General features: G+C 66.4%; 21 protein-coding genes. 7 read left to right on the plus strand and 14 right to left on the minus strand.

Features of this window, described 5'->3' with window-relative positions; all coding sequences use genetic code 11:
* A partial coding sequence (locus tag AC1DKD_RS13165; protein ID WP_477143362.1) for an isochorismatase family protein occupies positions 1-321 on the minus strand: 321 nt, incomplete at its 3' end.
* A gap of 462 nt (positions 322-783) precedes the next feature.
* Here AC1DKD_RS13165 and AC1DKD_RS13170 point away from each other — a divergent pair.
* On the plus strand, positions 784-1,443 hold the full coding sequence (locus AC1DKD_RS13170) for a response regulator transcription factor (RefSeq protein ID WP_441630391.1): 660 nt from the start codon (positions 784-786) through the stop codon (positions 1,441-1,443).
* On the opposite strand, the gene AC1DKD_RS13175 is transcribed toward AC1DKD_RS13170, so the two are convergent.
* The 8 genes from AC1DKD_RS13175 to AC1DKD_RS13210 all read right to left on the minus strand — a co-directional run bounded on the left by AC1DKD_RS13175 (position 1,440) and on the right by AC1DKD_RS13210 (position 8,614).
* The gene (locus AC1DKD_RS13175) at positions 1,440-1,658 is read right to left on the minus strand and encodes a hypothetical protein (protein ID WP_477111556.1); all 219 of its coding nucleotides are present in this window, start codon (positions 1,656-1,658) and stop codon (positions 1,440-1,442) included. The genes AC1DKD_RS13170 and AC1DKD_RS13175 overlap by 4 nt on opposite strands.
* 116 nt (positions 1,659-1,774) lie before the next feature.
* Positions 1,775-2,887: an alkene reductase gene (locus tag AC1DKD_RS13180; RefSeq protein ID WP_441630395.1), complete on the minus strand. Its 1,113-nt coding sequence runs from the start codon at positions 2,885-2,887 to the stop codon at positions 1,775-1,777.
* Between the two features lie 190 nt (positions 2,888-3,077).
* A complete protein-coding gene (locus AC1DKD_RS13185; protein WP_441630397.1) occupies positions 3,078-4,001 on the minus strand; it encodes a LysR family transcriptional regulator in 924 nt (307 codons plus the stop codon).
* A 46-nt stretch (positions 4,002-4,047) separates the two neighbouring features.
* Complete coding sequence (locus AC1DKD_RS13190) at positions 4,048-4,644, minus strand: TetR/AcrR family transcriptional regulator (RefSeq protein WP_477143364.1); 597 nt, start codon at positions 4,642-4,644, stop codon at positions 4,048-4,050.
* 206 nt (positions 4,645-4,850) lie between these two features.
* Complete coding sequence (gene actP, locus AC1DKD_RS13195; protein WP_477111555.1) at positions 4,851-6,491, minus strand: cation/acetate symporter ActP; 1,641 nt, start codon at positions 6,489-6,491, stop codon at positions 4,851-4,853.
* A complete protein-coding gene (locus tag AC1DKD_RS13200; protein WP_441630401.1) occupies positions 6,488-6,850 on the minus strand; it encodes a DUF485 domain-containing protein in 363 nt (120 codons plus the stop codon). The genes actP and AC1DKD_RS13200 overlap by 4 nt, the downstream gene beginning before the upstream one ends.
* 49 nt (positions 6,851-6,899) lie before the next feature.
* Positions 6,900-8,123 (minus strand): FAD binding domain-containing protein, encoded by a 1,224-nt coding sequence (locus AC1DKD_RS13205; RefSeq protein ID WP_441630403.1) that lies wholly within the window; start codon positions 8,121-8,123, stop codon positions 6,900-6,902.
* A 2-nt stretch (positions 8,124-8,125) separates the two neighbouring features.
* Positions 8,126-8,614: a VOC family protein gene (locus AC1DKD_RS13210; protein ID WP_441630405.1), complete on the minus strand. Its 489-nt coding sequence runs from the start codon at positions 8,612-8,614 to the stop codon at positions 8,126-8,128.
* Positions 8,615-9,653: 1,039 nt separating this feature from the next.
* Between AC1DKD_RS13210 and AC1DKD_RS13215 the strand changes: the two genes are divergently transcribed.
* Positions 9,654-9,980 (plus strand): hypothetical protein, encoded by a 327-nt coding sequence (locus AC1DKD_RS13215; protein ID WP_035874195.1) that lies wholly within the window; start codon positions 9,654-9,656, stop codon positions 9,978-9,980.
* A 138-nt stretch (positions 9,981-10,118) separates the two neighbouring features.
* Positions 10,119-12,008 (plus strand): FAD-binding protein, encoded by a 1,890-nt coding sequence (locus tag AC1DKD_RS13220; protein WP_441630407.1) that lies wholly within the window; start codon positions 10,119-10,121, stop codon positions 12,006-12,008.
* A 9-nt stretch (positions 12,009-12,017) separates the two neighbouring features.
* Here the strand turns inward: AC1DKD_RS13220 and AC1DKD_RS13225 are convergent, their stop codons facing one another.
* From AC1DKD_RS13225 to AC1DKD_RS13245, 5 genes are all read right to left on the minus strand, one after another.
* Positions 12,018-12,317 (minus strand): c-type cytochrome biogenesis protein CcmI/CycH, encoded by a 300-nt coding sequence (locus AC1DKD_RS13225; RefSeq protein WP_477111554.1) that lies wholly within the window; start codon positions 12,315-12,317, stop codon positions 12,018-12,020.
* Between the two features lie 61 nt (positions 12,318-12,378).
* Positions 12,379-13,524: a porin gene (locus tag AC1DKD_RS13230; RefSeq protein ID WP_477111553.1), complete on the minus strand. Its 1,146-nt coding sequence runs from the start codon at positions 13,522-13,524 to the stop codon at positions 12,379-12,381.
* A gap of 232 nt (positions 13,525-13,756) precedes the next feature.
* Positions 13,757-14,725 (minus strand): Bug family tripartite tricarboxylate transporter substrate binding protein, encoded by a 969-nt coding sequence (locus tag AC1DKD_RS13235; RefSeq protein ID WP_441630413.1) that lies wholly within the window; start codon positions 14,723-14,725, stop codon positions 13,757-13,759.
* 461 nt (positions 14,726-15,186) lie between these two features.
* Positions 15,187-15,696 carry a PaaI family thioesterase gene (locus tag AC1DKD_RS13240; protein WP_441630415.1) on the minus strand — a complete coding sequence of 170 codons (510 nt, stop codon included), beginning with the start codon at positions 15,694-15,696 and terminating at the stop codon, positions 15,187-15,189.
* A gap of 46 nt (positions 15,697-15,742) precedes the next feature.
* On the minus strand, positions 15,743-16,906 hold the full coding sequence (locus AC1DKD_RS13245; RefSeq protein WP_477103641.1) for a CaiB/BaiF CoA transferase family protein: 1,164 nt from the start codon (positions 16,904-16,906) through the stop codon (positions 15,743-15,745).
* A 263-nt stretch (positions 16,907-17,169) separates the two neighbouring features.
* Here AC1DKD_RS13245 and AC1DKD_RS13250 point away from each other — a divergent pair, with 263 nt between their 5' ends.
* The 4 genes from AC1DKD_RS13250 to AC1DKD_RS13265 all read left to right on the plus strand — a co-directional run bounded on the left by AC1DKD_RS13250 (position 17,170) and on the right by AC1DKD_RS13265 (position 23,569).
* Positions 17,170-19,947: a winged helix-turn-helix domain-containing protein gene (locus AC1DKD_RS13250; RefSeq protein ID WP_477111552.1), complete on the plus strand. Its 2,778-nt coding sequence runs from the start codon at positions 17,170-17,172 to the stop codon at positions 19,945-19,947.
* Positions 19,948-20,127: 180 nt separating this feature from the next.
* Positions 20,128-21,267: an acyl-CoA dehydrogenase family protein gene (locus AC1DKD_RS13255; protein WP_441630421.1), complete on the plus strand. Its 1,140-nt coding sequence runs from the start codon at positions 20,128-20,130 to the stop codon at positions 21,265-21,267.
* A gap of 34 nt (positions 21,268-21,301) precedes the next feature.
* Complete coding sequence (locus AC1DKD_RS13260) at positions 21,302-22,489, plus strand: lipid-transfer protein (RefSeq protein ID WP_441630423.1); 1,188 nt, start codon at positions 21,302-21,304, stop codon at positions 22,487-22,489.
* Positions 22,490-22,579: 90 nt separating this feature from the next.
* Entirely contained in the window at positions 22,580-23,569 is a 990-nt protein-coding gene (locus tag AC1DKD_RS13265; RefSeq protein WP_441630425.1) for a Bug family tripartite tricarboxylate transporter substrate binding protein, read from the plus strand.
* Positions 23,570-23,608: the final 39 nt, after the last annotated feature.

Here is a 23,608-nt window from a genome sequence, read left to right on the forward strand (position 1 = left end):
CTTCTTGCGGCCGTTGGCGGCCAGCGCGTCGCGCACCTTCTGGTCGTCCCACGAGTTCATCGAGGTGCGTTCCAGCGTCTTCTGGTTGGGGAACACGTCCAGCAGCTCGGGGTAGGTGAAGCCCGAGAACGATTCGCTCTCCACGGTGGTGATGGTGGTGGGGATGTTGAAGATCTTGGCGGCCTTGGCCAGCCCAACGGCATTGTTCTTCATCGCCTGACGGTCCATCGACTGCACGCCGAAGGCCATCTGCGGCTGGTGGTCGATGAAGATCAGCTGGCTGTTTTGCGGGGTCAGCACTTCTAGCTTGGCGTTGGTCATGATTCTTTCCTGAGGTTGGGTTGTCGGGATCGTGCAGACATGACGCGGCACTGGCGGCAGACGGCCGATTCCCGGTGGGTTGCTGCGGCGCCCGATCACGGCAGCGGCGCGGCCGTGATGCGCGGGAGCGAGGCTGGATCTCTCTGCGCAAGCAACCCGAGCGAAGGCTAAACTTGCCCGGAGGAAATCACTATCGTCTGTTCGTATTAGTCGGCTGCCGTCGGGGTGTATGCCGGCAGGGCGGGCGCAGTAATCACAAGGCGCCTGATAGCTAACTTTATTGTGTCGACCACGGGTTAAAGAACAATAGACAACAATAGACAAAACCGGCGGCACAAATTGACAATACAAAGGCGAGACAGCGGCGTAGATTCCAGGCGGGGATGCCGCGCAGCCCCGGACAGCAACCGGCATGGCCGAGCGCCTGCCGGTCTTTTTTGACGCTGAATGGAGAAGCAGATCGTGACATCCCAAAGCCTGGAGCCCGCCGAGCCGAGCGCTCGGGACGACGCATTGGTGCTGGTCGTCGACGACGATGCCATGCTGCGCGGCGCGCTCGGCAATCTGTTCCGCTCGGTCGGCATGAATGTTGCATTGTTCGGCTCGGCCGCGGAGTTGCTCGAGTACCAGATGCCGGACGTGCCCTGCTGCCTGGTTCTCGATGTCAGGCTGCGCGGCCCGAGCGGACTGGACCTGCAGGCGCGCCTGGCGCAGCTGGGTATCCACGTGCCGATCATCTTCATGACCGGCTACGGCGATATCGCGATGACCGTGGCCGCGATGAAGGCCGGCGCCGAAGACTTCATGGCCAAGCCGTTCCGCGACCAGGACCTGCTCGACGCGGTATCGGTGGCGCTGGAGAAAGACCGGCGGCGGCGCGAGGGCATGCGCCGGCTCCAGATGCTGCGCGCCAGCTTCCAGACCCTGACGCCGCGCGAGTCGGAAGTCATGGCATTGGCGGTCTCCGGGCTGATGAACAAGCAGATTGCCGGCGAGATTGGCATCAGCGAGGTCACGGTGAAGATCCACCGCGGACAGGCGATGCGCAAGATGAAGGCGCGCACCTTTGCCGATCTGGTACTGATGGCGCAGAAATTGGGCGTGTGCCACGCCGAAGGCTAGGCCGGGCGCACCCGATGGCGGCAAGCCGGCGTGAAGAAAAGCCGGCCGGCCCCGGGGATGCTGGAGGCGCGGCCCGGCAAGGAGGAGACGCTGTACGGCAGGGCGGGGCCAGCCCCCGCCACACCCGCTGCCCGCTGCCCGCCGCCCGGATGCTCCAGTACCGCGAAGCGTCCCTGCTGGCGCCGTGCCTTGTCAGCATCATAGGTGTGCCGCATTGCCTATGCCGCTGTCCATCAGGACGGGTCGGCTAGCGTATGCGTTTAGGGAAATCAGACCTTGGTATGACTGACCACAATCGGGCCTGCGGCCCAAGCCCCCGCACGCCCCGCGCTCACGCCGCGGCCGGATAGTCGATGTAGCCACCGGCGCCGCCGCCGAAGAAGGACGAGGCATCGGGCGCGTTCAGCGGCAGGCCGCCGCGCAGCCGGACGGGCAGGTCGGGATTGGCGATGAACGGGCGGCCAAAGGCGATGATGTCGGCGCGGCCGCTGGCGAGCGCATGCTCTGCGCTGTCGCGCCCGTAGCCGCCCGCCAGCATCAGCACACCGTGGTAGGCCCCACGCAACTGCTGGATGATTGCGTCCCAGCGGGGATCGGCGTGCTCTTCCCTGACCGTGCCGACCATGGCCGGCTCGACCAGGTGCAGATAGGCCAGGCCACGGGTATCGAGCTGGCGCACGATATAGCCGAAGGTCTCTTCGGGCGACACATCGCCCATGCCCATGAAGCGTCCCATGGGCGTCAGCCGCACGGCAACGCGCGCGGGCCCCACCTCCGCCGCGATCGCGTCCACCACCTCCAGCAGCAGCCGTGCCCGGTTCTCGATGCTGCCGCCGTAGGCGTCATCGCGCTGGTTGCTGCTGGAATTGATGAACTGGTCGAGCAGGTAGCCGTTGCCGGCGTGGATCTCCACGCCGTCCATGCCCGCGGCCATGGCGTTGCGGGCGGCGCGCCGGTAGTCGGACACGATGTCGCGGATGCCATCGAGGGTCAGCGCCTGGGGCACCGGCACGTCGCCCCAGGCGCCGTTGCCCTGCGCGTCGATGATGTAGGTCTTGCCGGGGACGGGCAGGGCGCTGGGTGCCACGGGCAGCGCGCCGCCGGGCTGGAACACCGGGTGCGAAACGCGGCCGACGTGCCACAGTTGCATGAAGATGATGCCGCCCTGGTCGTGCACGGCGTCGCTGACGGCCTGCCATCCCTGGATCTGCGCCTCGCTATGGATGCCCGGCGTCCAGGCGTAGCCCTGGCCCTGCTGCGAGATCTGCGTGGCTTCGGTGACGATCAGCGCCGCGCCGGCACGCTGCCGGTAGTACTCGACGTTCATGGCGGTGGGCACGTTGCCGGGCTGGCCGGCGCGCGAGCGCGTCAGCGGCGCCATGGCAACACGATGCGGCAGGGTATGGTTGCCGAGGCGAATGGGGGTGAAGAGATGGTGGGTCACGGTGGTTCTCCGTCAGGTGCGATGGGGGGCGGCGGCTGCAGGCTCGCCTTTGCGCCGCGCTGCCCGTCTCGAAAAGAGATGACCTGAAGGTTAGGCGCCAACCCGTCGGCGGAGAATCGGGCCGCCGCGCAACGTTGCGTTGCGCTGGAAGCAAGGGGCAAGGGGCGGGGAAGGGGAAAGGGAAGGGGGGTCAGCCGCCCGCTTCTTTCCCGCCGGTCGGGCCGGGAATCCGCGAGAGAAAGTCGAGGAAGGCGGCGATGCGCCGCGAGCCGCGCTGGTTGGGCAGGTAGAGCGCGGAGATGGCCGAGCTGGCGCGGTTGGGGTTGACGGTCCAGTCGTCCAGGATGGCGGTCAGGCGCCCGCCCTGTATATCCTCGTCGACCAGCCAGTCGGGCAGCAGGGCGATGCCGCCGTCGGCCAGCGCCAGTTCGCGCAGCACTTCGGCGTTGTTGCTCCTGAAGGTGCCCGGAACGGGCACCTGGACTTCCTCGGCGCCGCGCAGGAAGGTCCACATCTGCTGGCCCGCGCCGTAGCTGAAGCGCAGGCACGCGTGCCCGGCCAGCTCCGCCGGCGCGGCGGGGATGCCGCGCTGCCGCAGATAGCCCGGACTTGCCACCACCCTGCGCCGGAACGTGCCGATCTGACGCGCCACCACCTCGTCGAGCGACGCGGCGCTGCCCAGGCGGATGGACAGATCAATGCGTTGGCCTAGCAGGTCGACGATCTCGTCGGTCAGCGTTACCTCCATCTCCAGTTTCGGATACTGCGCGAGCAGGCTGCCGAGGAACGGCGCGATGCAGCGGCGCCCGAACGCCACCGGCAGCGACACGCGAAGCTGGCCCACCGGCGTATCGCCGCGGTCGGCGATCAGCGCATCGGCTTCCGCCACCGCGTCGAGGATCTTGCGCGCCCGCTGGTAATAGGCTGCGCCAGCTTCGGACACCGTCACCTGCCGTGTCGACCGGTTCAGCAGCACGGTGCCCAGTTCCTGCTCCAGGCTGTCCATCATGCGGGTCACCGATGACGTGGCCAGGTTGACCCGGCGCGCGGCGGAGGAGAACCCCTTGGCGTCGACCGTCTCGACGAACAGCTTCAATGCCAGCAGCTTGTCCATGGGTAAGACTCCAGCGGAAAGGGGCGTCGGTTATCCTCGCAGGGACTTATTTGCCGGGCTTGTCGGGCGCGCGCAGGGAACGCATGACGGCAGGCGCGCCGTGGAGAAACATGTCCACCTTGCGGCGGATCACGGCGTCGATGTCCGAGGGTACCTTGAGGCCGTAGACCCATTTGCGCACGCCGAGATAGAAGATGGCTGCGTGCAGGCCCCATATCATCTCGACCTCGGCTTCCAGCTCCGCCGCGTTGCGCGGCTCCGGGATGCCGTACTCGGCACGCACCTCGGCCAGCACGGGCAGGAAGACCTTGCTGCGCAGCTTGTTGAGGTATTTGTTGTTGATGCCTTCGCGCGTGAGGCCGGCAAAGATGAAGACCCGGATCCATTCCTCGCGCAGGATCACGGATGCGTAGTCGAGGTAGAACGCATACAGCCGTTCGGTCAGCGGCGTGGCGCGGTCGGCGATCTGGCGTTCCCAGTCGGGCCGCCACTGGAACACTTCGCTGTAGACGCGATCGATCAGCGCCTCCTTGCTGGAGAAGTAGCGGTACAGCAAGGGCTGGGTGACGCCGCTCTGCTTGGCGAGATCGCGCGTGCTGCCGGAGAAGCCGTTGCGCGTGAAGTGTTCGATGGCCTTCTGCACGATCTGCTGCTCCCGCTCTTCGGGGAGCAGCCGTTTTCCGGTCTTGGCCGGTGCATCGTTCTCGGTCGGCGTTGCGTCTCGTTTCATTCGTTCACCTGTGGCAGGCACGTCCCGTGCGGAGCGCTTGCGGCATTGTACCAATCGGGTGATAAATTGAGGCGCGGCCGGGCTGCCGGCAGTGCGGCCGGCAGCACAGGGCACGGGTGCTACCTCGGCTTGACCAGCCCGAGCTCGCAATCGACCAGCTGATTGTTGAAGGCGCCGCGTTCGCGCGCACCGCGCGCGGACCGGTCGGTGACCGAGAACACGTAGATGCCGGCAAAGGCCACCAGCATGGAGAACAGCGCCGGATACTCGTACGGGTAGATGGCACTCGCATGGCCGAGTACCTGCATCCACACGGTCGGGCTCAGCACCGTCAGCACCACCGCGGTCAGCAGCCCGAGCGAGCCGCCCGCCACGGCGCCCCGCGTGGTCAGCCCGCGCCAGTAGATCGACAGCAGCAGCACCGGGAAATTCGAGCTGGCGGCGATGGAAAAGGTCAGGCTGACGATAAAGGCGATGGTCTGCTTCTCGAACAGGATACCCAGCAGGATGGACAGTACGCCCAGTACGAGCGTGGTCATCCGGGAGACGCGCATCTCCTCCTTGTCGGTGGCGTTGCCCTGGCGCAGGACCTTGGCATAGAGATCGTGCGAGATGGCCGAGGAACCAGCCAGCGTCAGCCCCGCCACCACGGCCAGGATGGTCGAGAACGCCACCGCGCAGATGAAGCCGAGGAACAGGTTTCCGCCGACGGCATGGGCCAGGTGCACGGCCACCATGTTGACGCCGCCGATCACCGCGCCAGCGGGCGTGTGGTAGGCCGGATCGCTGGCCACCAGCGCGATGGTGCCAAAGCCGATGATGATGATCAGCGCGTAGCCGGTGCCGACGATGCCGGTGGCATAGAGAATGCTCTTGCGTGCCGCCTTGACGTCGCCGACGGTGAAGAAGCGCATCAGGATATGCGGCAGGCCGGCGGTGCCGAAGATCAGCGCCAGGCCGAGCGATACCGCCGAGACGGGATCGGAGACCAGGCCGCCCGGGCTCATGATGGCCGCGTGCTTGCCGTGGGCCTCGATGGCCTGCGCGAACAGCGCGTTCAGGCTGAAGCCGAAGCGGCTCATGACCATGAACGCCATGAAGGCAGCGCCGGCGAGCAGCAGCACCGCCTTGATGATCTGGATCCAGGTGGTGGCCAGCATGCCGCCGAAGAACACGTAGACCACCATCAGCACGCCGACCAGCACCACCGCCGCCGTGTAGCTGAAACCGAACAGCAGCTCCACCAGCTTGCCGGCCCCCACCATCTGCGACACCAGGTACAGCAGCACGATGACGATGGAACTGGACGCGGAGAACGCGCGGATGGGCCGCTGCTGCAGGCGGTAGGAGACCACGTCCGCCAGCGTGAAGCGGCCGAGGTTGCGCAGCGGCTCGGCGATCAGGAACAGGATGATCGGCCAGCTGGCGAGAAAGCCGATGGAATAGATCAGGCCGTCGTAGCCGCTGGTGAAGACCAGCGCGGAGATGCCCAGCAGGGAGGCCGCCGACATGTAGTCGCCGGCGATGGCCCAGCCGTTCTGCAGGGCGGTGATCTTGCCGCCGGCGGCGTAGTGGTCGGCCACGCTGTGGTTGCTCCTGGCGGCCCAGCGCGTGACCAGGAGCGTGGCGGCGACGAACACCAGGAACATGGCGATGGCGATGACGTTCATGCCCTGGCCCACCGGACCCGGCGCCGCGAACGCGGGCAGGGCGGCAAGCAGCAGGGCTGCGGCAGTGGCGGAAATGGCGGTTTGCTTCATTTTGCTGCCCCTTGCTTGAGGTCGCTGATCCGCTGGTCGTACACGGTGTTGGTGCGATGCACGTACACCGCCACCAGCAGGAAGGTCACCGCGAACATGCCGAAGCCCACGGGAATGCCCACGCTCATGGGCTGGCCCAGGGTCAGTTGGCGGCCCAGCAGCGCGGGCCGGAAGGCGAGCGTGAGGATGTAGCCGAAGTACACCGCCAGCATGGTGGCGGTCAGGGCCCACGCGAACCTGCGCCGCGCGCGCACCAGGGACTGGAATGCCGGATTGGCGAGCAGGGGATTCGGTGGGGCCGCGGCGGGCGTGGCGCTTTCGCGGGCGGCTGCGGCAAAGGTGGGGGCGGTGTGATCCAAGGTTGTCTCCGTTTGGGGGCGGTTGGTTTGGCGTGGGGCGGCGGCGCGCTCAGAAGCGCGTCGACACCGCCGTCTCGCGCATCACGGCTTCCGGCGTGCGATAGCGCTCGGCCATCTGGCGGTCGGTCTCGTTCTTGAGCTGCGCCTGCATATAGGCGCCGAGGTGGCGCGCGTGCCGGACGATGGCCGCACCCACCTGCACGCGCTCGGCGCTGTAGCTCTCCAGTGCGGCACTGACGCTGTCATGCGCTTGCAGCGCGTTGACCAGCGACATGGCGTCGCCCGCGGCCTTGGTCACGCCCATGCCGCAGTGCGGGCGCGCCACGAAGGCGGCGTCGCCGAGCAGCGCCACGCGGCCGAACGCCATGCGCGGCACCTCGAGGTCGAAGATGGGCTGGAACAACGGCTGCGCGGCCTTGGCCACCACCTCGCCGAACTGGGGTGCCAGGTTGGCCAGCGCGGCTTCCTCCATGCTCGCCAGCACGTCCGGCCGGATCAGCGCCGGCGGGATGCCGCCGGACCAGCGCTTGCCGCTGGCGTCGGTCAGCAGGTTGGGCAGGTCCATGTCTTCGCTGGTGGCGCGGTACCACACGAAGTTGTAGCGGCGCTCGCCAACCCGGGTGCTGTTGCCCTGGCCCGCCACCGGGTAGCCGAGGATCTGCTCGCGCGGCGGCAGGCAGAAGGCGAACTTCTCGAACAGCATGTCGCGCGTGGCTTCGCTCAGGCTCGTTTCGTCCACCAGGCCGCGCCACGCGATGTAGCCGGCGTACTGGAGCCGGGCCTCGGGCAACAGGCACTCGCGCAACGCGGAGCGGAAGCCGTCCGCGGCGACCACAAGATCGGCGTGATGGATCGAGCCGTCGTCCAGCATCACCACGGCGCGGCCGGGCTCGCTGCGCACCGACACCACATTGGCGCCCGTGCGGTAGGTGCCTCCGGTGAAGGCGGAGCGCAGCACGTGGTACATCTTGCCCCATGCTGTCAGCGTTTGCGGCAGCTCCCGCTGGGCCAGGACGCTGCCGTCCTGGCCCAGCGTCAGCCGGGACTTCACCTGCACGCCGATGGCGTCGTCCACCTCGACCCCGGCGGCGGCCAGGGCCTCGAACAATTCCGGATGCGTGACGATGCCCGCGCCGCGCCCGGCAAGGGCTTCGGGAACGCGCTCGCATACCTCCACTTCCCACCCGCCGCGGGCGAGCAGGTTGGCCGCGAACAGCCCGCCCAGCGAGCCGCCCACGATGATGGCCTTTGGCCGTGTCGATAGGGCTGTCATGGTCAGTCTCCTGCCACTGCGGGGAGGGGCGCGCGTGCGCCGTCGCCCGGGATTTCAAGGCCCGCCACCTCGGCGGCGGGGTAGTTCAGTTCAATGGTGACGCCGGAAGGGTCCTCGATGAACACCTGGTGCAGGCCCAGGCTGGGGACGGTGCGGTCGCGCCACGGGATGCCCTCGGCTTCCAGCCTTGCCCACATCTGCGCCACGCCGGTGGCCAGGAAGGCGATGTGGTCGAGGGTGCCGGTACCCGCCGCCGCAAGGGCGCGGTCGCCGAGGTAGGCGGACAGCCCGCCGGGGTTGTCCGGGGCGACGCCGATGATGTGGACGGTGCCGAAGTCACCTTCGTCACCGCCCATGTACAGCCATGCGCCGGGGAAATCGAAAGGCGGGCGATAGCCTTGCCTGAAGCCGAGAATGCGTTCGTAGAAGGCGCAGGATGTCTCGAGGTCCGTGGTGCGGATCGAGAAGTGCGCGAGTTTGCGGATTGCCATGGTTGCCTCTGCTATTGATCGACCGATTAGTGATCGGTTGATAAATTGTAGGGCGACTGAGTAAAACGGCCAAGGGTGGGCAGGGGGGTACTTACCCTGATCGGCGGGTCGCGCGCCGGGTGGGCCACTTCGCTGAGGCACGGGCCTGTGCCTCAGTGAAGTGAGATCCCCTTGATGCGGTTGCCCATGTGGGCAACGGCAGCGCCGGATGCAATGCGCAGATCAATGCTTGGTAGCAGCACACTTGCACCTCACGCAAGTAAGACTTAAGCATCTTCTACTTCCGAATTGATCCACAGGCACTAGCATTCCAAGACGCGGCGAGATGGGAACCATGATGCTAGCCCGGGACACGGCGGCGGCGCCCACAGAAACCACTAGTGAGGCGCACCTGAAGGGCTTCGTGCGCGCTTGCGCGGTGCTTACCGGGTTCGAACCTATCAAACTTCATGGAATCTCTCTCGTGCAACATCATCTCGACTTCGTATGCCTGATCACTGGAACTGCTGCAGTGGACGAACTCATCAGGCGGATCACCCGATTTCCCAATGAGGGACCGCACCAGGGTCGCACCACGGCCCGGTCTGGCGTGCGATCCACACCCATCCTCCGGCGCTAAGCAGCAGGGCTACGGTGCGCGGGCCGAACCACCGGCCGCAACGATCGCGCTGATTCGCCGCACTCGATAGTCGTCACCTCATTTGCCGGAAGGCAGATTTCCGCAATCTCGCCCAGGTTTCTGTGGGAGGCAACATGCGCCCAATGCCGGACCCCGACGTCTGATTCCCTGTTCATGGCGGTATCTCTGTTCAAGATATGCCGTCATGAATAGGGAAGACTAATGTCAATTATTCACGGAACCCTATCCTGTCAATTCAACAATAATTCGACTCCCTATCTGGAGAGATTTAACAATTTCATAGTTCCTGAATGAAAAAGGAGAAAATTATGTCAGGTTAGACGTAAAGAACATCGACGCCACGCAGCGGCATCCTGATCGTTTTTCGCTTAACACTTTTTCCGTAGCAGGAGACACACCATGAGACCGGTCCAGAAGATCACCGTCAACAACAAAGGCGGGTACGTGTTCAATTTTTCCGTCCAATGGCTTGGTAGCGACGGCAAGTGGAATACCACCGAGTGGAACAGCGGAAATTATCCCGTGGCGCAGTCCAGGACATCTCCCCCGCTCGACACAATCGGTGTCCCGGCCGATGCGCTGGCTGTGACGCCATACGGGCACGCGGTGGCCGGGACTTCCGGTCAGGGAACACCGTTTGTTGGTTTCGCGCCGAACAATCAGATCGCAACATATGATGCAGTCGGGACGACTTACATTGGCTTTGCAATCAATCTGATTGAGTAGGCAGCAAACTCTCCTCTGTGAGGCCCGGCATCAGCGTTCCTGCGATCCGTCATCGGGGGGAGGCCGGCGCCGGGCCTCACCTTGCCCGATCGTCCAGTTTTCATATAACAGCCTGATGGATCGCCGGAGGGAATTACCATGAGACAAGTCAATAAAATTGGTTGCCTTAACAATGGCATCTTCAAGATGAACTTTTCGATTCAATGGTTCGATTCGAAGGGGAGTTGGCATACCTCCGACTGGAATAGTGGCAACTTCGACAACGGCCTGTACAAGGTGAGTCCTCCACTTTCGTCGATCGGGATCCCGGCAGACGCGATTGGGGTGGCGCCCTACGTTTCCGCGGTTCTGGGAGCAAGTAACCGGGGGACGCCCCTGGTGCAGCCGGCGAGTAACGGCAGGCTGGCCGCGTATGAGGTCACGGGGACGACCCTGGACTTCCGTGTTCTGCCACTGCCGTGGAGGAACTGGGCGCAGAACATCGTTCATACGATGACGATCGATGGCGAATACTACTTCTCTCCGACGAGCCGCGCAGAACTCCAGGGCATCGTGCGCCAGGCAGTGCAGGCTGGCGCGACGGTTCGTGTTTCCGGCCAGCGGCATGCGCAGCCGCCGCTGGTCGCCGAGGACAATCGCCTCGCCCCCGCTCCCGACCAGTGGCTCATCGACCTTTCCTGCTATAAGGACCTCGGTCCCGGCGGCGACCAGTCGATCGTGCTGCATCAAGCGGAAGGCACGGTCACGGTGAATACCGGCGTCCGCGAAGATGAACTGGATGCGTTCCTGACCGCCAACGACATGATGCTCAAGACCGTTACCGCGGGCGGCTTCTTCAGCCTTGGCGGGATGACGGCGGTCGATGTGCATGGGGCGACAATCAACGCGCCGATCTTCGCGGAAACGGCCTCGGCGTTCAGCATCATGGGCCCGGATGGCCAGGTGAAGACCATCGACACACAGACTCCGGCGGAGGGTGGCTGGTCGCCCTTACAGTTCGCGCGCGTCTCTCTCGGTGTGCTGGGGGTCGTCACCTCCGTCACCGTCGATGTATTGCCACGCCCGTGGGCCACGACCTTGAGCCCAGGCAAGAACAGCCGGATTACGTGTATGGATGAGACGGCGTTCGTCGCCCAGTTCAAGACGCTGCTCGCGGGCCATGACCGCGTTGAGTCCTTCCTCAACCCGTACAACAGCAACTTTCTCGTCTTGTGGTGGGACGTGGTCGCGTCGCCGTCGACGAAGATTCCGAACCTGAAGCCAAGTGTCCCGGATGCGTGCACCCTGGCGGGAGAGGATGTCTTTGGCGCGCCCTACCTGATACCGCTGGAGCCCATCATCGAGCCTCCGCTCATCGCGGCGCAGTATGCTGGAATCACAACCGCTGCGAGCGCGATCATTGATGCCGGATACCTGACTGTCGAAACGCTCTTCGATCAGGCCACGGCTGTCTACTCTGACTTATGGCTGACGAAGGCCTCCCGCGTGATCTTCATGTCCTATTTCATCGAGCTTCCTGCGCTCGACGACGCGGGGCTAGGCAAGGCCTGGCAGGGCCTTGATGCGGTGATGGCTCGTATCAGGAGTTCCACCGATTTCCTGGTGGTTGCACCGATGGAATTCCGCTTCGTCCGCGGCGGCAACACCGCATTGGCCGGGACATACACGGACACCCCCAATGCAACCTTCGTCAATCTGGACCTTATCGGGTACGTGCCGGCCGTCGCAGGGTCCGAGTACCCCGACCGTCTGCTCCATTTCTTCGCGGACATCGAGCGAGCCTGGGTTGCGCTGGGAGGAATGCCGCATACCGGCAAGATGTTCGGCTTCTACGACCCGGGTCAACCTGCCGGGACCTTCTCGCCGCCATTCAACCCGGTTTTCCTGCAGGATCTCGCGAAGCGCCGCAGTGTTCGAACCAAGGCCTTCGACGCCTACCGGCGAACCTGCGATCCGAAGGGCAGTTTCCGCAGTAGTTTCGTGGCGGCGCTGCTGGGAGACACGAATTTGCCGGGCAAGCCAGGCTGAGCCAGCTACCTAGGGGGCCGTCCTATCGATCACGATCCGCACATCGCTGCTTCCCAAAGCAACCGGACCGACTTGCCCAAACAGGTCGCCGGCGTGCGGCATCGCGGTTCCGCCGGGAGAGATGCGCGCCTCTAACATGACCTCGGCATGCCCAGAGAGGCGGTTGGCCGGGGAAAGCGCCAGCGTATCGTCCAGCGTGAACGTGACTGGCAGGTCGCGCACCTGCCGCTTCAGTACGGCAAGCGGCATGCGCGGGCCCTGTACCGCACGGGTGAAGATGAAGACCGTGTCGCCGGGCGCGCGGCGCAACCGTGCCGGTCACCACCGCGGGGCTCTCACGCCGCGTCAGCTCCGCAGTGCCAGGCTTACCTTAAAAGATGTGCCGCACGCCGACCGTGACGCCAACCATGCTCTTCTGCCCCGTCATCGTCGGATAGTTGAACGCGAAGGCAGTCGCCGCGCTATCGAAGCTCAACCCGCCGTTACGCGCGTACCCGGCGGACAGGTAGACGTCCGTGCGCTTGGTGAAGTTGTAGTCGGCGATAAAGCTGTACTGCTGCATGTTGGCGGGGTTGGTCTGCGGCGCGCCGACTGCCGCGCGCGCGGATTTCACGTCGGCGTAGTAGTAGGCGAGCGACAAGCCCAGGGCCGGCGTGGCCTGGTAGTTGACGCCAGCCCACCAGTAGTCGTCGCGCAGCAGCGTGCTGCCGTTGCTGAAGTCAGCCTTGTTCCAGCGATAGCCGCCCATGACCTTGAGCGGGCCTGTAGCGTAGCTCGCGGCGCCGGCAAACTTGCGTACCGTGCCGGGCTGCCCGGTGGTCACGGCCGGTCTCCATTCGTCATAGGCCAGCGACGCCCCGAATCCATTGCTCAGGTACTGCAGCGAGGCGCCAAAGGCGGTGTTGTCGCTGAAGTGTCCCGGCGTCTCGCCGGCGCCGCCGTTGGCCAGCGCCGTGCTGGCGTTCAGTACCGAGACGCCGGTGCCGAAGGAGTAATGCGCCACGGCCTGGAGCCCGCCGAACTGGCCGGTGTACTTGACCATATTGCTTTCGCGGTAGTTCAGGCCCATCCACCAGATGCCCGGTTCATAGGTGGCCGCAAACCGCAGCGGCGAGAAGTTGGCAAGGCCATCGAAGAAGCTGGTGTACTGGCGGCCCACCGTGATCTTGCCGTAAGCGCTGTTCTGCAACCCGACGAACGACTGGCGCCCGAACAGAACGCCCGACTGCAGGTTGCCGGTATCGGGCTGGAAGCCGCTCTCCAGCACGAACAGCGCCTGGTTGCCGCCGCCGAGATCTTCCACGCCGCGCAAGCCCCAGCGCGATGCGGAAAGTCCGCCGACGCTGGGTTGCGCGAAACGGTAGCCGCCGACGTTCGGTGTTGCCGGCGATGCAGCCACCCGATTGACGTACTCCACGGAAGCGTCGATCACGCCATAGAGGGTAACGCTCGATTGTGCCTGCGCTGCGCCGCTCACCGCGCACAACGCCGCCAGCGCGACCAATGTTCTTTTCATGCTATGTCTTCTCCTTGTGCTTGTTTTCAGAGTCACCGGGAACCAGCCTCCTCGTCGGATCCCGTGATGGCATTAGAGCGTGGCGCTCCTTTTTTCCGACCCACCCAAAAGGGAGTGAATCGCTGCGATGGTGGTTTTAATCCCGCAGAAAATCGGCGAGGCGGTCAGTACCTATTGACGAATGCGGAAGATGATTCCTCGCAACGCGGGCCAGCCGACAGCCAGTCGGCGGTCAGTCAGCCTTGGCCCCGGTCGACTTGATCAGTCGCGCCATCACCGGCTCGAGCGTCTCGAAGTCGCGCTTGAATTCCGCCGAGGAACTGCCGACCGGCTCCAGCGCAAGCATCTGCAGCCGCTCTTTCATCGGCGCGGCGTTGACCGAAGCGCGTGCCTCCGTTTCCAGGCGGGCCAGTACCGGCGCGGGCGTGCCTGAGCGCGCCATCAGGCCAACCCAGCCGGGCGGGCTCAGTTCCTGGTCCTTCAGGCCGATCTCGGCAAGGGTCGGCACGTTCGGCAACGCCTTGACGCGCTGCTTGCCCACGATCGCCAGCGCGCGCAGGCGCCCGCTCTGGATATGCGGGCCCAGCGTGCTGACCGAGCCGATGGCCCACGAGATGTTGCCGCCGATCATGTCCTGCGCCATCGGCGCTTCGCCCTTGTAGGCGATATGGGCCATGTCGAGCCCCCGGGACTGGTTGAGGTAGGCGCCCAGCAGATGCGGGAAACTGCCGGTGCCATAGGAGCCATAGCTGACCTTGCCCTTGTTCTGCGCGGCCCAGTCGAAAAACTCCTGCATGTTCTTGACCGGGATCTTGCTATTGACCGCGAACACGACCTGGCCGATGCAGATCTCGGAGACAAAGGCCAGGTCGCGCCGCACGTCGTAAGAGACGTGCGAGTAGAGATACGGTGTGTTCATGATCGGCGCGGAATGCGTGATCAGCAGCGTGTAGCCATCCGGTGCGGCGCGCGTCACCGCCTGGACGGCCAGCATGCCCGCGGCGCCAGGCTTGTTGTCGACGATGATGGTCTGGTCCAGCCGCTTGCCCATATCGTCGGCCAGTGCGCGCGCGATGGTGTCCGTTGCGCCGCCGGGCGGTGCGGGTACGACGAACGTGATGGTGCGCGCGGGATAGCTTTGCGCGCCGCAAAGCGCGCTCCAGGCAAGAACGGCAACGGCAAAGAGAGTCTTCTTACGCATTTGGCATGACCTCGCGGTGAGTTGGGAGTGGTGCCCGCCTGGCAGGGGTCGGCGTGGTCACGCCGTGCTGGCCGGAAGGGCTGCTCAAGTGCGACGGTAGGGGATGCGCGAAGGGCTGTAACCAGCCATATTGGCGGGGCGGGATTTCACTATCCGGGTGAACCCGATGGGCGCCGCCGCGCGTTTCGGTAGCGCTCACGCACGACGCGACGGGCTGGGGCCGGAGGCAGTGTGTTTGAGGCCCGGAAAAAAAGAACTCCGGCCGCGAGGCCGGAGATCAAGACCCTGCCGGCATCGAGCGCCGTCAAGGTGGAGACACGGAAAGGGCCGTCCCGCCGCCCGGTTTGTGCTTCGTTGCGGGCCGGCGGCCAGACATGCGTGACCGCCGGCGACTCAGGCCAGCATACGTTGATCAGGATGCGCGCGCCCCCGCCAGAAGGGAGGGGCGCGGGAGATGGCTCTCAGGATGGCGCGTGCCCTCCCAGTGGCGAAACCCTTGCCGTCTGGTCCGGGCGGCCATCGCTGGTGCCCAGGTAGAACACGCCGGCGGCGTGCAGCGCCGTGCGGTCCCCGACCATGATCCGGCAGTTCACGTTGGCGACGCGCCGGCCTTGCTTGAGCATGTCCACATGCGCCTCCACCCAGTCGCCGGCATGTGCCGGGCCAAGATAGTCCACGCTGAGATGCAGCGTGCGGGGCTGCAGGGTGCCGAAGCGGCGCACCATGACGATCCCGAACGCACTGTCGGCCAGCATGGCCATGAAGCCCCCGTGCACGATGCCGATGGCGTTCAGGTGTTCGTCGGCGATGCGCACGCCCACCACCGGCCGCTCCGCGTGCAGGTAGAAATCGGCACAATGGCGCATGAAGCCCCTGGCGCCGGCAAGCGGCTCGAAGCCGGCCGGCACGCCGCGGTCTTGCGGATCCCGATGGGGCAGGATTGCCGCCACGGAAGATTGCGATTGAGACATGGAATTCACTCTATGGTCAGGGCGGCCCGGCGTCGCGGGGCCGTCATCACGCGTGGGGCAGGAAACCAAGGCCCAGTTCACGCAGGCGCGCCACCGACTGTGCGTCGAACCCCCAGTCGCGCAGCGCCGCGGCGCCGTGTTCGCCGCGTGCCGGCGCGGGCCCTGTGACTTCCGACGGCGTGCCGAGAAAGCGCGGCGCCGGCCCCGGCTGCACCACGCCGGCCACTTCGACAAAACTGCCGCGGGCGCGGTGCTGCGGATGATCGGGCGCTTCGGCGAAGCCCAGCACCGGCGCCACGCAGGCATCGCTGCCTTCGAAGATGGCGCACCACTCGTCGCGCGTGCGGGTCAGGAAGACCGCTTCGAAATGCTGGCGCAACACCGGCCAGCCGCTGCGGTCATGCTGCCTGGGCAGGTCTTTGCCGGCCAGGCCGAGTTTTTCGAGGAGTTCGGCATAGAAGCGCGATTCCACCGCGCCCACCGCCATGTAGTGGCCGTCGCTGGTGCGATAGCTGTCGTACCAGGGGGTGCCGCCGTCCAGCAGGTTGCTGGCGCGCTGCTCGCGCCAGTTGCCCGAAGCCAGCAGACCCCAGACCACGGCGCCAAGCTGCGCGGCGCCCTCGATCATGGCCGCGTCCACGACCTGGCCCTTGCCACCGCGCTGCACATTGAGCAGGGCGGCAACCACGCCCAGGGCGAGCAGCATGCCGCCGCCGCCATAGTCGCCCACCAGGTTCAGCGGCGGCACCGGCGCTTCGCCCGCGCGGCCGATGCCGGACAGCACGCCCGACAGGGCGATGTAGTTCAGGTCGTGGCCGGCGCGCTCGGCCATGGGCCCGGTCTGGCCCCAGCCGGTCATGCGCCCGTACACCAGCTTCGGGTTGCGGGCCAGCGCCACGTCCGGCCCCAGGCCAAGGCGCTCCATGGTGCCGGGCCGGAAGCCCTCGATCACCACGTCGGCGCGCTCGATCAGCTCCAGCGCGGCGTTGCGGGCCTCGGGCTGCTTGAGATCGAGCGTGACCGAGCGCCGGCCCCGGCCCGTGACGTCCACCCGCTTGCCGGTGGCGGACTTGGGGCCCAGGTCGGTGGGCGCCACCGGCCGGTCGATGCGCAGCACGTCCGCGCCCATGTCGGCCAGCAACATGGCCCCGAACGGGCCCGGCCCGATTGCCTCGAACTCCACTACGCGAATGCCGCTTAGTACACCCATTGCTGATCCTGTGAACGGTCTGGCCGGGCGCGGCGCGGCGTCCTGGCCGGTTTGGAAGGGGCCGGAGCGGGCAAATGCCGCCGGCGTCATGGGGCAAAGTAGAACAAATTGCGGCCATGCGCGGACCTACCCGCGTCGGGTAGGGGACCACGCCGGGCGCTCGGAGAGGCATATCCGGCCCCTATAATCCAGGCACCAGATCCCTTCGCGATAGCGCGCTGCCCCCCCCCACCCGGAAAGCAGTGCTTACAAGGCTTCCCAGCATGTCCGACTCCGGCGAGCAGCTGGCGGGAACGCGCGCTTCACCCGAGCGCCCGGTCCAGCCAATCACGCCCACCAAACTCACTCCGCCGCGCGGGGCGCGCCACCTGATGCCCCGCGAGGCCTTGATGGCGCGCCTGGTGGACGCGCGCCGCCAGCGCTGCGTGGTGATCCAGGGGCCGGCGGGCAGCGCCAAGACCAGCACCTTGCTCGCCTGGCGGCAGGCCCTGCTGACGCTGGACTTCGATGTGGCCTGGCTCTCGCTGGCGCCCGAAGACAACGACCTGACCAGCTTCTTCCATGGACTGCTGGCGAGCCTCGCCGCGGTGGACGCGGCGATGGTGCGCGAAGCAGAAATCCTGATGGGGCGCGACGGCGACGAGTCCGCGGCCGAGCACTGGGTGATCACGCTGGTGCGCGGCATCGCAAGCCGCCGGCGGGAACTGGTGCTGATGCTGGACGACGTCCACCTCCTGGACGATCCCCGGATATTCCAGGCGCTGCGCTGGCTGCTCGACTACGCGCCGCCCCACCTGCACGTGGCCCTGGCCTCGCGCAATGCGTTGCCGCTCTCGCTGGCGCGCCTGCGCAACCAGGGCCTGGCGACCGAATTCGACCTGCGCGACCTGCGTTTCACGGCCGAGGAGTCCGAGCGTTTCCTGCGCGAACAGCTTGGCAGTATCGACAGGCGCGACGCGCAGGTGCTGCACGAGCTGACCGATGGCTGGGCTGCGGGCCTCCAGCTGTTCGCGATCGATGTCAAAGGCAAGCAGGGGGCAGGCTTTGCGCGGGTGCAGGTGCGCGACGCCCAGGCGTTTGCCAGCTATTTCGAACGCGAGGTGCTGGTGCGCCTGGCCGGCGGCGATCTGCACCTGCTGACGCGCATGGCCGTCTGCAACCGCTTTTGCGCGTCCTTGTGCGCCACGCTGCTGGGGCGCCCGGATGCCGCCGGCGAGATCGCGGCCAGGCTGGCCCGGCTTGACGCGGATGACCTCTTTATCACGCAGATCGGTGGCGGCCAGGACGGTGAAACCTGGTACCGCCTGCATCCGCTGCTGCGCGAAGTCCTGCTGGCCCGGCTGGCGGAGTTGCCGCCGGCGGAGCAGCACGCGCTGCACGCGGCGGCCTGGCACTGGTTCGGCGCGCAGGGGCACATCGACGAAGCGGTGCGCCATGCGGTCCGGGCGGGCGACGCGGCCGCGGCGGCGGACCTGGTGGAAACCTGCGCGCACGACCTGCTGGCGCGCGGGGAACTCAGCCAGCTCGCGGGGCTGGTGCGGCAGCTGCCGCCGGAACAGGTCACGGCGCGCTTCGACCTGCATCTGGTGCTGGCCCACTTGCAGATGTATGCCGGCGAGATCGATGCGCTGACGCAGAGCATCGAGCAGATGGCGTCGCAGCACGAACGGCTCGGCCCCAGGCAGCGCTATGCGCTGGCACTGCTGCGCGGCGGGCTGGCGCTGCAGCGCGACGACACCGACTTGGTGGTGGCCTTGCTGCCGGAACTGCAGCGCGTGCCGTCCGACGCCGACGATTTCACCTACGCGGGGCGCGGCAATGTGCTGTCGTGGATGTTTATCCACCGCGGCGAGTACAAGCAGGCGCGCAAGGTGCTGGAGGAGGGCGCGTTGCATGGAGGCGCGCCGCGCGGCGTCCTGCTGGGACGCTGCATGGGCGGCATGACCCATGCGGCCGAGGGACAGTTCCTGCTGGCCGAGCGCATCTTCTGCGACGTGCTGGCGCAGGCCGAGCAGCAGGGCCCGGCCTACATCGGCATTGCCTGCATGGCCGCGGCGCTGCTTGGCGAGGCGCTCTACGAACTCAACGATGTCGATGCCGCGCGCGAGTTGCTGGAAAAGCGGATCGACGTGCTGGAGCGCGTCTCGATCCCGGATACCGTGCTGCGCGGCCTGATGGTGCTGGCCAACGCGCACTGGCAGGGCGGGCGCCGGCTGGAGGCGCGGGCCAGCCTGGAGCGTCTGGAAGACTATGCGGCGCGCCATCGTGTCGACCGCCTGCTGGCGAACGCGCTTTGCCTGCGCTCGCGCTGGTTGCTGGAAGAGGGGGAGATCGACGAGGCGGACGCCAGCCTGTTGCGCCTGGAAGCGCTCGCTGCCCGCTATGCGGGCGCGGCCCGCAGCACCGCCTGGGAGATCAGCGTCTGCGCGCAGATGGCGCGTATCGGCATGTGCCTGCACCGCAATGATTTCGACGGCGCCATGGCGCGGCTCACGCCGCTCAACGCGCTCTCCGAAGCCGGCGGACGCTGGTGCCGGGTGGCCAGCCTGCGGCTGCAGATGGCGTTTGCCGAACAAGGCCGCCGCAATCCCGAAGGCGCCCGCGGGCACCTCGTCGAAGCGCTGCGCCTGGGGCATCGGCTCGGGCTGATGCGCAGCCTGCTGGATGTATCGCCGCGCTTGCGTGACAGGCTCGAAGGCTTGCCGGCGGAGCAGGGGTTCGACCCGGTGCTTGGCTTCTACGCGCAGCGGCTGATGGCGGCGACGGCACCGGCCGGGCAGGAGGCGGCGCCGTCCGTGTCCCTTCCGGCTCACCCGGTGACCGATACGCTCAGCGAACGCGAGAACGAAGTGCTAGGCCTGCTTGCGCAGGCGCTGCCCAACAAGAAGATCGCACGGGTGCTCGGCGTTTCGCTGGACACCGTCAAGTGGCACCTGAAGAACATCTACGGCAAGCTCGACGTGTCGGGCCGCGACGAAGCGGTTGCCCGCATGCGCGACTACAAGACCGCGCAACCGCAGCACGCCCACCCCACCCGCTAGGGCACCGGCCGCGCAGGCCACCCTCGCCACCCTCGCCCGTACCTACCCCTACCCCTACTCCACCGGGGTAGGTACTTTTCCCCGCCCGGCAACCAGAATACTTCCATCAAGGCAGCGATCCCCGGTCCGGACTCACCGCGACAGACGCTGGCCTCGCAACCGACCAATGAGGAGCTTCTGGTGGAAATCAAGCGCACCGTCTATCGCGACGACCATGAAATGCTGCGGGAAACCGCGCGCCGGTTCTTCGAGCGCGAATGCCTGCCGCGCCAGGCACAGTGGGACAAGGACGGCCTGGTCGACCGCGAGACCTGGCTCAAGGCCGGCCGCGACGGCCTGCTGTGCGTGACCGTCCCCGAGGAATACGGCGGCGGCGGCGGCGATTTCGGCCACTCGGCGGTGCTGGCCGAGGAGTACCACCGTTCCGGGATCTCCGGCCCGAGCTTTTCGGTGCACTCGGACATTACCGCGCCGTACATCGTGCGCCTGGGCACCGAGGAGCAGAAGCGCGAATGGCTGCCGCCGATCTGCCGCGGCGAAAAGATCCTGGCGATTGCCATGACCGAGCCCGGCACCGGCTCCGACCTGAAGTCGATCCGCACCACCGCCGTACGCGACGGCGACGACTTCGTCATCAACGGCAGCAAGACCTTTATCTCCAACGGCCTGAATGCCGACATGGTCGTGGTGGTCTGCAAGACCGACCCCAAGGCCGGCGCCAAGGGCGTGAGCCTGATCATGGTGGAAGCGGACCGCGAGGGCTTCCGCCGCGGCCGCAAGCTGGAGAAAGTGGGCCAGCGCGCCGCCGATACCGCCGAGCTGTTCTTCGACAACGTGCGCGTGCCTGCCGGCAACCTGATCGGCAATGAGAACGGCGGCTTCATCCACCTGATGGAAGAACTGCCCCAGGAGCGCCTGATCATCGCCGTGTACTGCGCGGCAAGACTGGAGCGCCAGCTCGAACTGACCGTGCAATACGTCAAGGACCGCCGCGCCTTCAACCAGACCGTGTGGGACTTCCAGAACACCAAGTTCAAGCTCGCCGACGTCAAGGCCCAGGCCGTGGCCGTGCGCACCATGGTGGACTACTACATCGCCCAGCACATGGAGCGCAAGCTCACGCTGCAGGAGGCGGCCATCGCCAAGCTTTTCGCCACCGAGACCATGTGGAAGTGCATCGACGAGATGGTGCAACTGCACGGCGGCTACGGCTACATGCTGGAGTACCCGATCGCGCGCGCCTTCGTCGACATGCGCGTGACCCGCATCTTCGGCGGCACCAGCGAAGTGCTGCGCGACCTGATCGCCCGCAAGCTTTAAGTCCTACCGTCATCCAGAGAACCAGGAAACCATCATGAGCGAAAAAGTACTAGTTGGCGGCGTGGGCATGATCCCCTTCGCCAAGCCCGGCGCGAGCCTGAGCTATACCGAAATGGGCGCCGAAGCCGTGCGCCGCGCCCTGGCCGACGCCGGTATCGGCTACGACCTCGTGCAGCAGGCCTTCGCCGGCTACGTCTACGGCGACTCCACCTGCGGCCAGACCGCGCTGTACGAGGTGGGCATGACGGGCATCCCCATCGTCAACGTCAACAACAACTGCTCGACCGGCTCCACCGCGCTGTACCTGGCACGCCAGGCCATCGCGATGGGCGATGCCGACTGCGTGCTGGCGGTCGGCTTCGAACAGATGCAGGCCGGCGCGCTGAAGTCCCACTGGGACGACCGCCCGGTCACCCGCGCGCGCTTCCAGCCGATCATGCACGGCCTGACCGCCGACATGGCGCACCTGCCGCAGGCGGTGCGCACCTTCGGCGGCGCGGGGCGCGAGTACATGCAGCGCTATGGCGCCCGCCTGGAAACCTTCGCCGCGGTGCGCGCCAAGGCCAGCCGCCACGCCGCCAACAACCCGCTGGCGCTGTTCCGCAAGGTGGTGACCACCGAAGACGTGATGAACGACGCGGTGCTGTTCCCCGGCGTACTGACCCGCCTGATGGCCTGCCCGCCGACCTGCGGCGGCGCCGCCGCCATCCTGGTGTCGGAACGTTTCGCCAAAAAGCACGGCCTGCGCACCGATGTGCAGATCCTGGCCCAGTCGCTGACCACCGATCCGCCCGCCTCGTTCGATCCGCCGTCGATGCTGAACTATGTCGGCACGCATATGACGCGCGCGGCTGCCAACAAGGTCTATGAGAAGGCAGGCATCGGGCCGGAAGACATCGACGTGTGCGAACTGCACGACTGCTTCGCGCAGAACGAAGTGATCTGCTACGAAGCGCTGGGCTTCTGCCCCGAAGGCGGCGCCGAGAAGTTCGTGATGGACGGCGATAACACCTACGGCGGCCAGGTTGTGGTCAACCCGTCGGGCGGCCTGCTCTCCAAGGGGCACCCGCTGGGCGCCACGGGGCTGGCGCAGTGCTACGAGCTGACCCATCAGCTGCGCGGCACCGCCGAACAGCGTCAGGTGAAGGATGCGAAACTGGCGCTGCAGCACAACCTGGGGCTGGGCGGCGCCTGCGTGGTGACGCTGTACGGCAAGCACTGACATAGGGCACCACCTGCCCGACATGAAGGACAAGGTGCGAGCCGCCTGCCGACCCGAGCCGGCGGCCGCACCCAGACAGGAGACAGCAAAATGAAGTTCTCTCTACCGTTGCGCCTGCTTGGCTTCGGCCTCGCCATCTCCATGCTGGCGCCGGCGCTGGCGGCGCCAGCCGCTTCGGCCGACAGCTTTCCGTCGCGCCCGCTGCGCTTTATCGTGCCGCTGACGCAGGGCAGCGGCTCCGACACCGTGACCCGCTTCGTGGCGGACCAGGTGGGCAAGGAGCTGGGCCAGCCCGGCATCGTGGAGAACCGTCCCGGCGCCGATACGCTGATCGCCGTGCAAAGCATGCTCAACGCGCCGGCCGACGGCTACAGCATCTTGCTGATCACGCCGAGTTCCATGGTGATCAACCCGCTGGTGCATGACAGCCTGCCGTACGATCCGCAGCGCGATATCCGGCCGCTGGCCAGCGCCATCCGCAGCACCTCGGTGCTGGTGACGGGTGCCGGTTCCAGCTTCAAGACCTTCGACGATGTGCTGGGCGCGGCCCGCAAGAAGGCGCGGTCGGTCAGCATGGCGAACTACAGCTACCACTACCGCCTGGGCGGGCTGCAGATGCAGCAGATGGCGGGCGTTGAGTTCAACCACATTCCCTACAAGGGCGCGTCGCAGGTGCAGTCGGACCTGATGGGCGGTTCGGTGGACGTTGCGCTGCTGGACGTGGGCGGCGCGCTGCCGCTCATCCGCGCCGGCAAGCTGCGGCCGCTGGCGGTGACCGGCAAGGCCCGCCATCCGGAGTTGCCGGCCGTGCCGACCGTGCGCGAGAGCGGGCTGCCGAACTACGAACTCTCCGTGTGGATCGGCTTTGGCGTCAGCAGCAAAACCCCGGAACCCATTGCGCACAAGCTCGAAATGGCTTTGCTCAAGGTGATCGACAAGCCGGAGTTCAAGGACTTTGCCGCACGCACCGCGTATGCCGACGTGATCGGCCAGTCCGGCAAGCAGATGGCCACCATGATCGGAGCGGAAACGGTGCGTTACCGCCAACTGGTCAAGACCTATGACGTCAGCGCGCGCTGAACGCCGCAACGCAACCAGCCAACAGAATTAGGAATCAAG

Source organism: Cupriavidus sp. 05T313 (genome assembly GCF_056396665.1).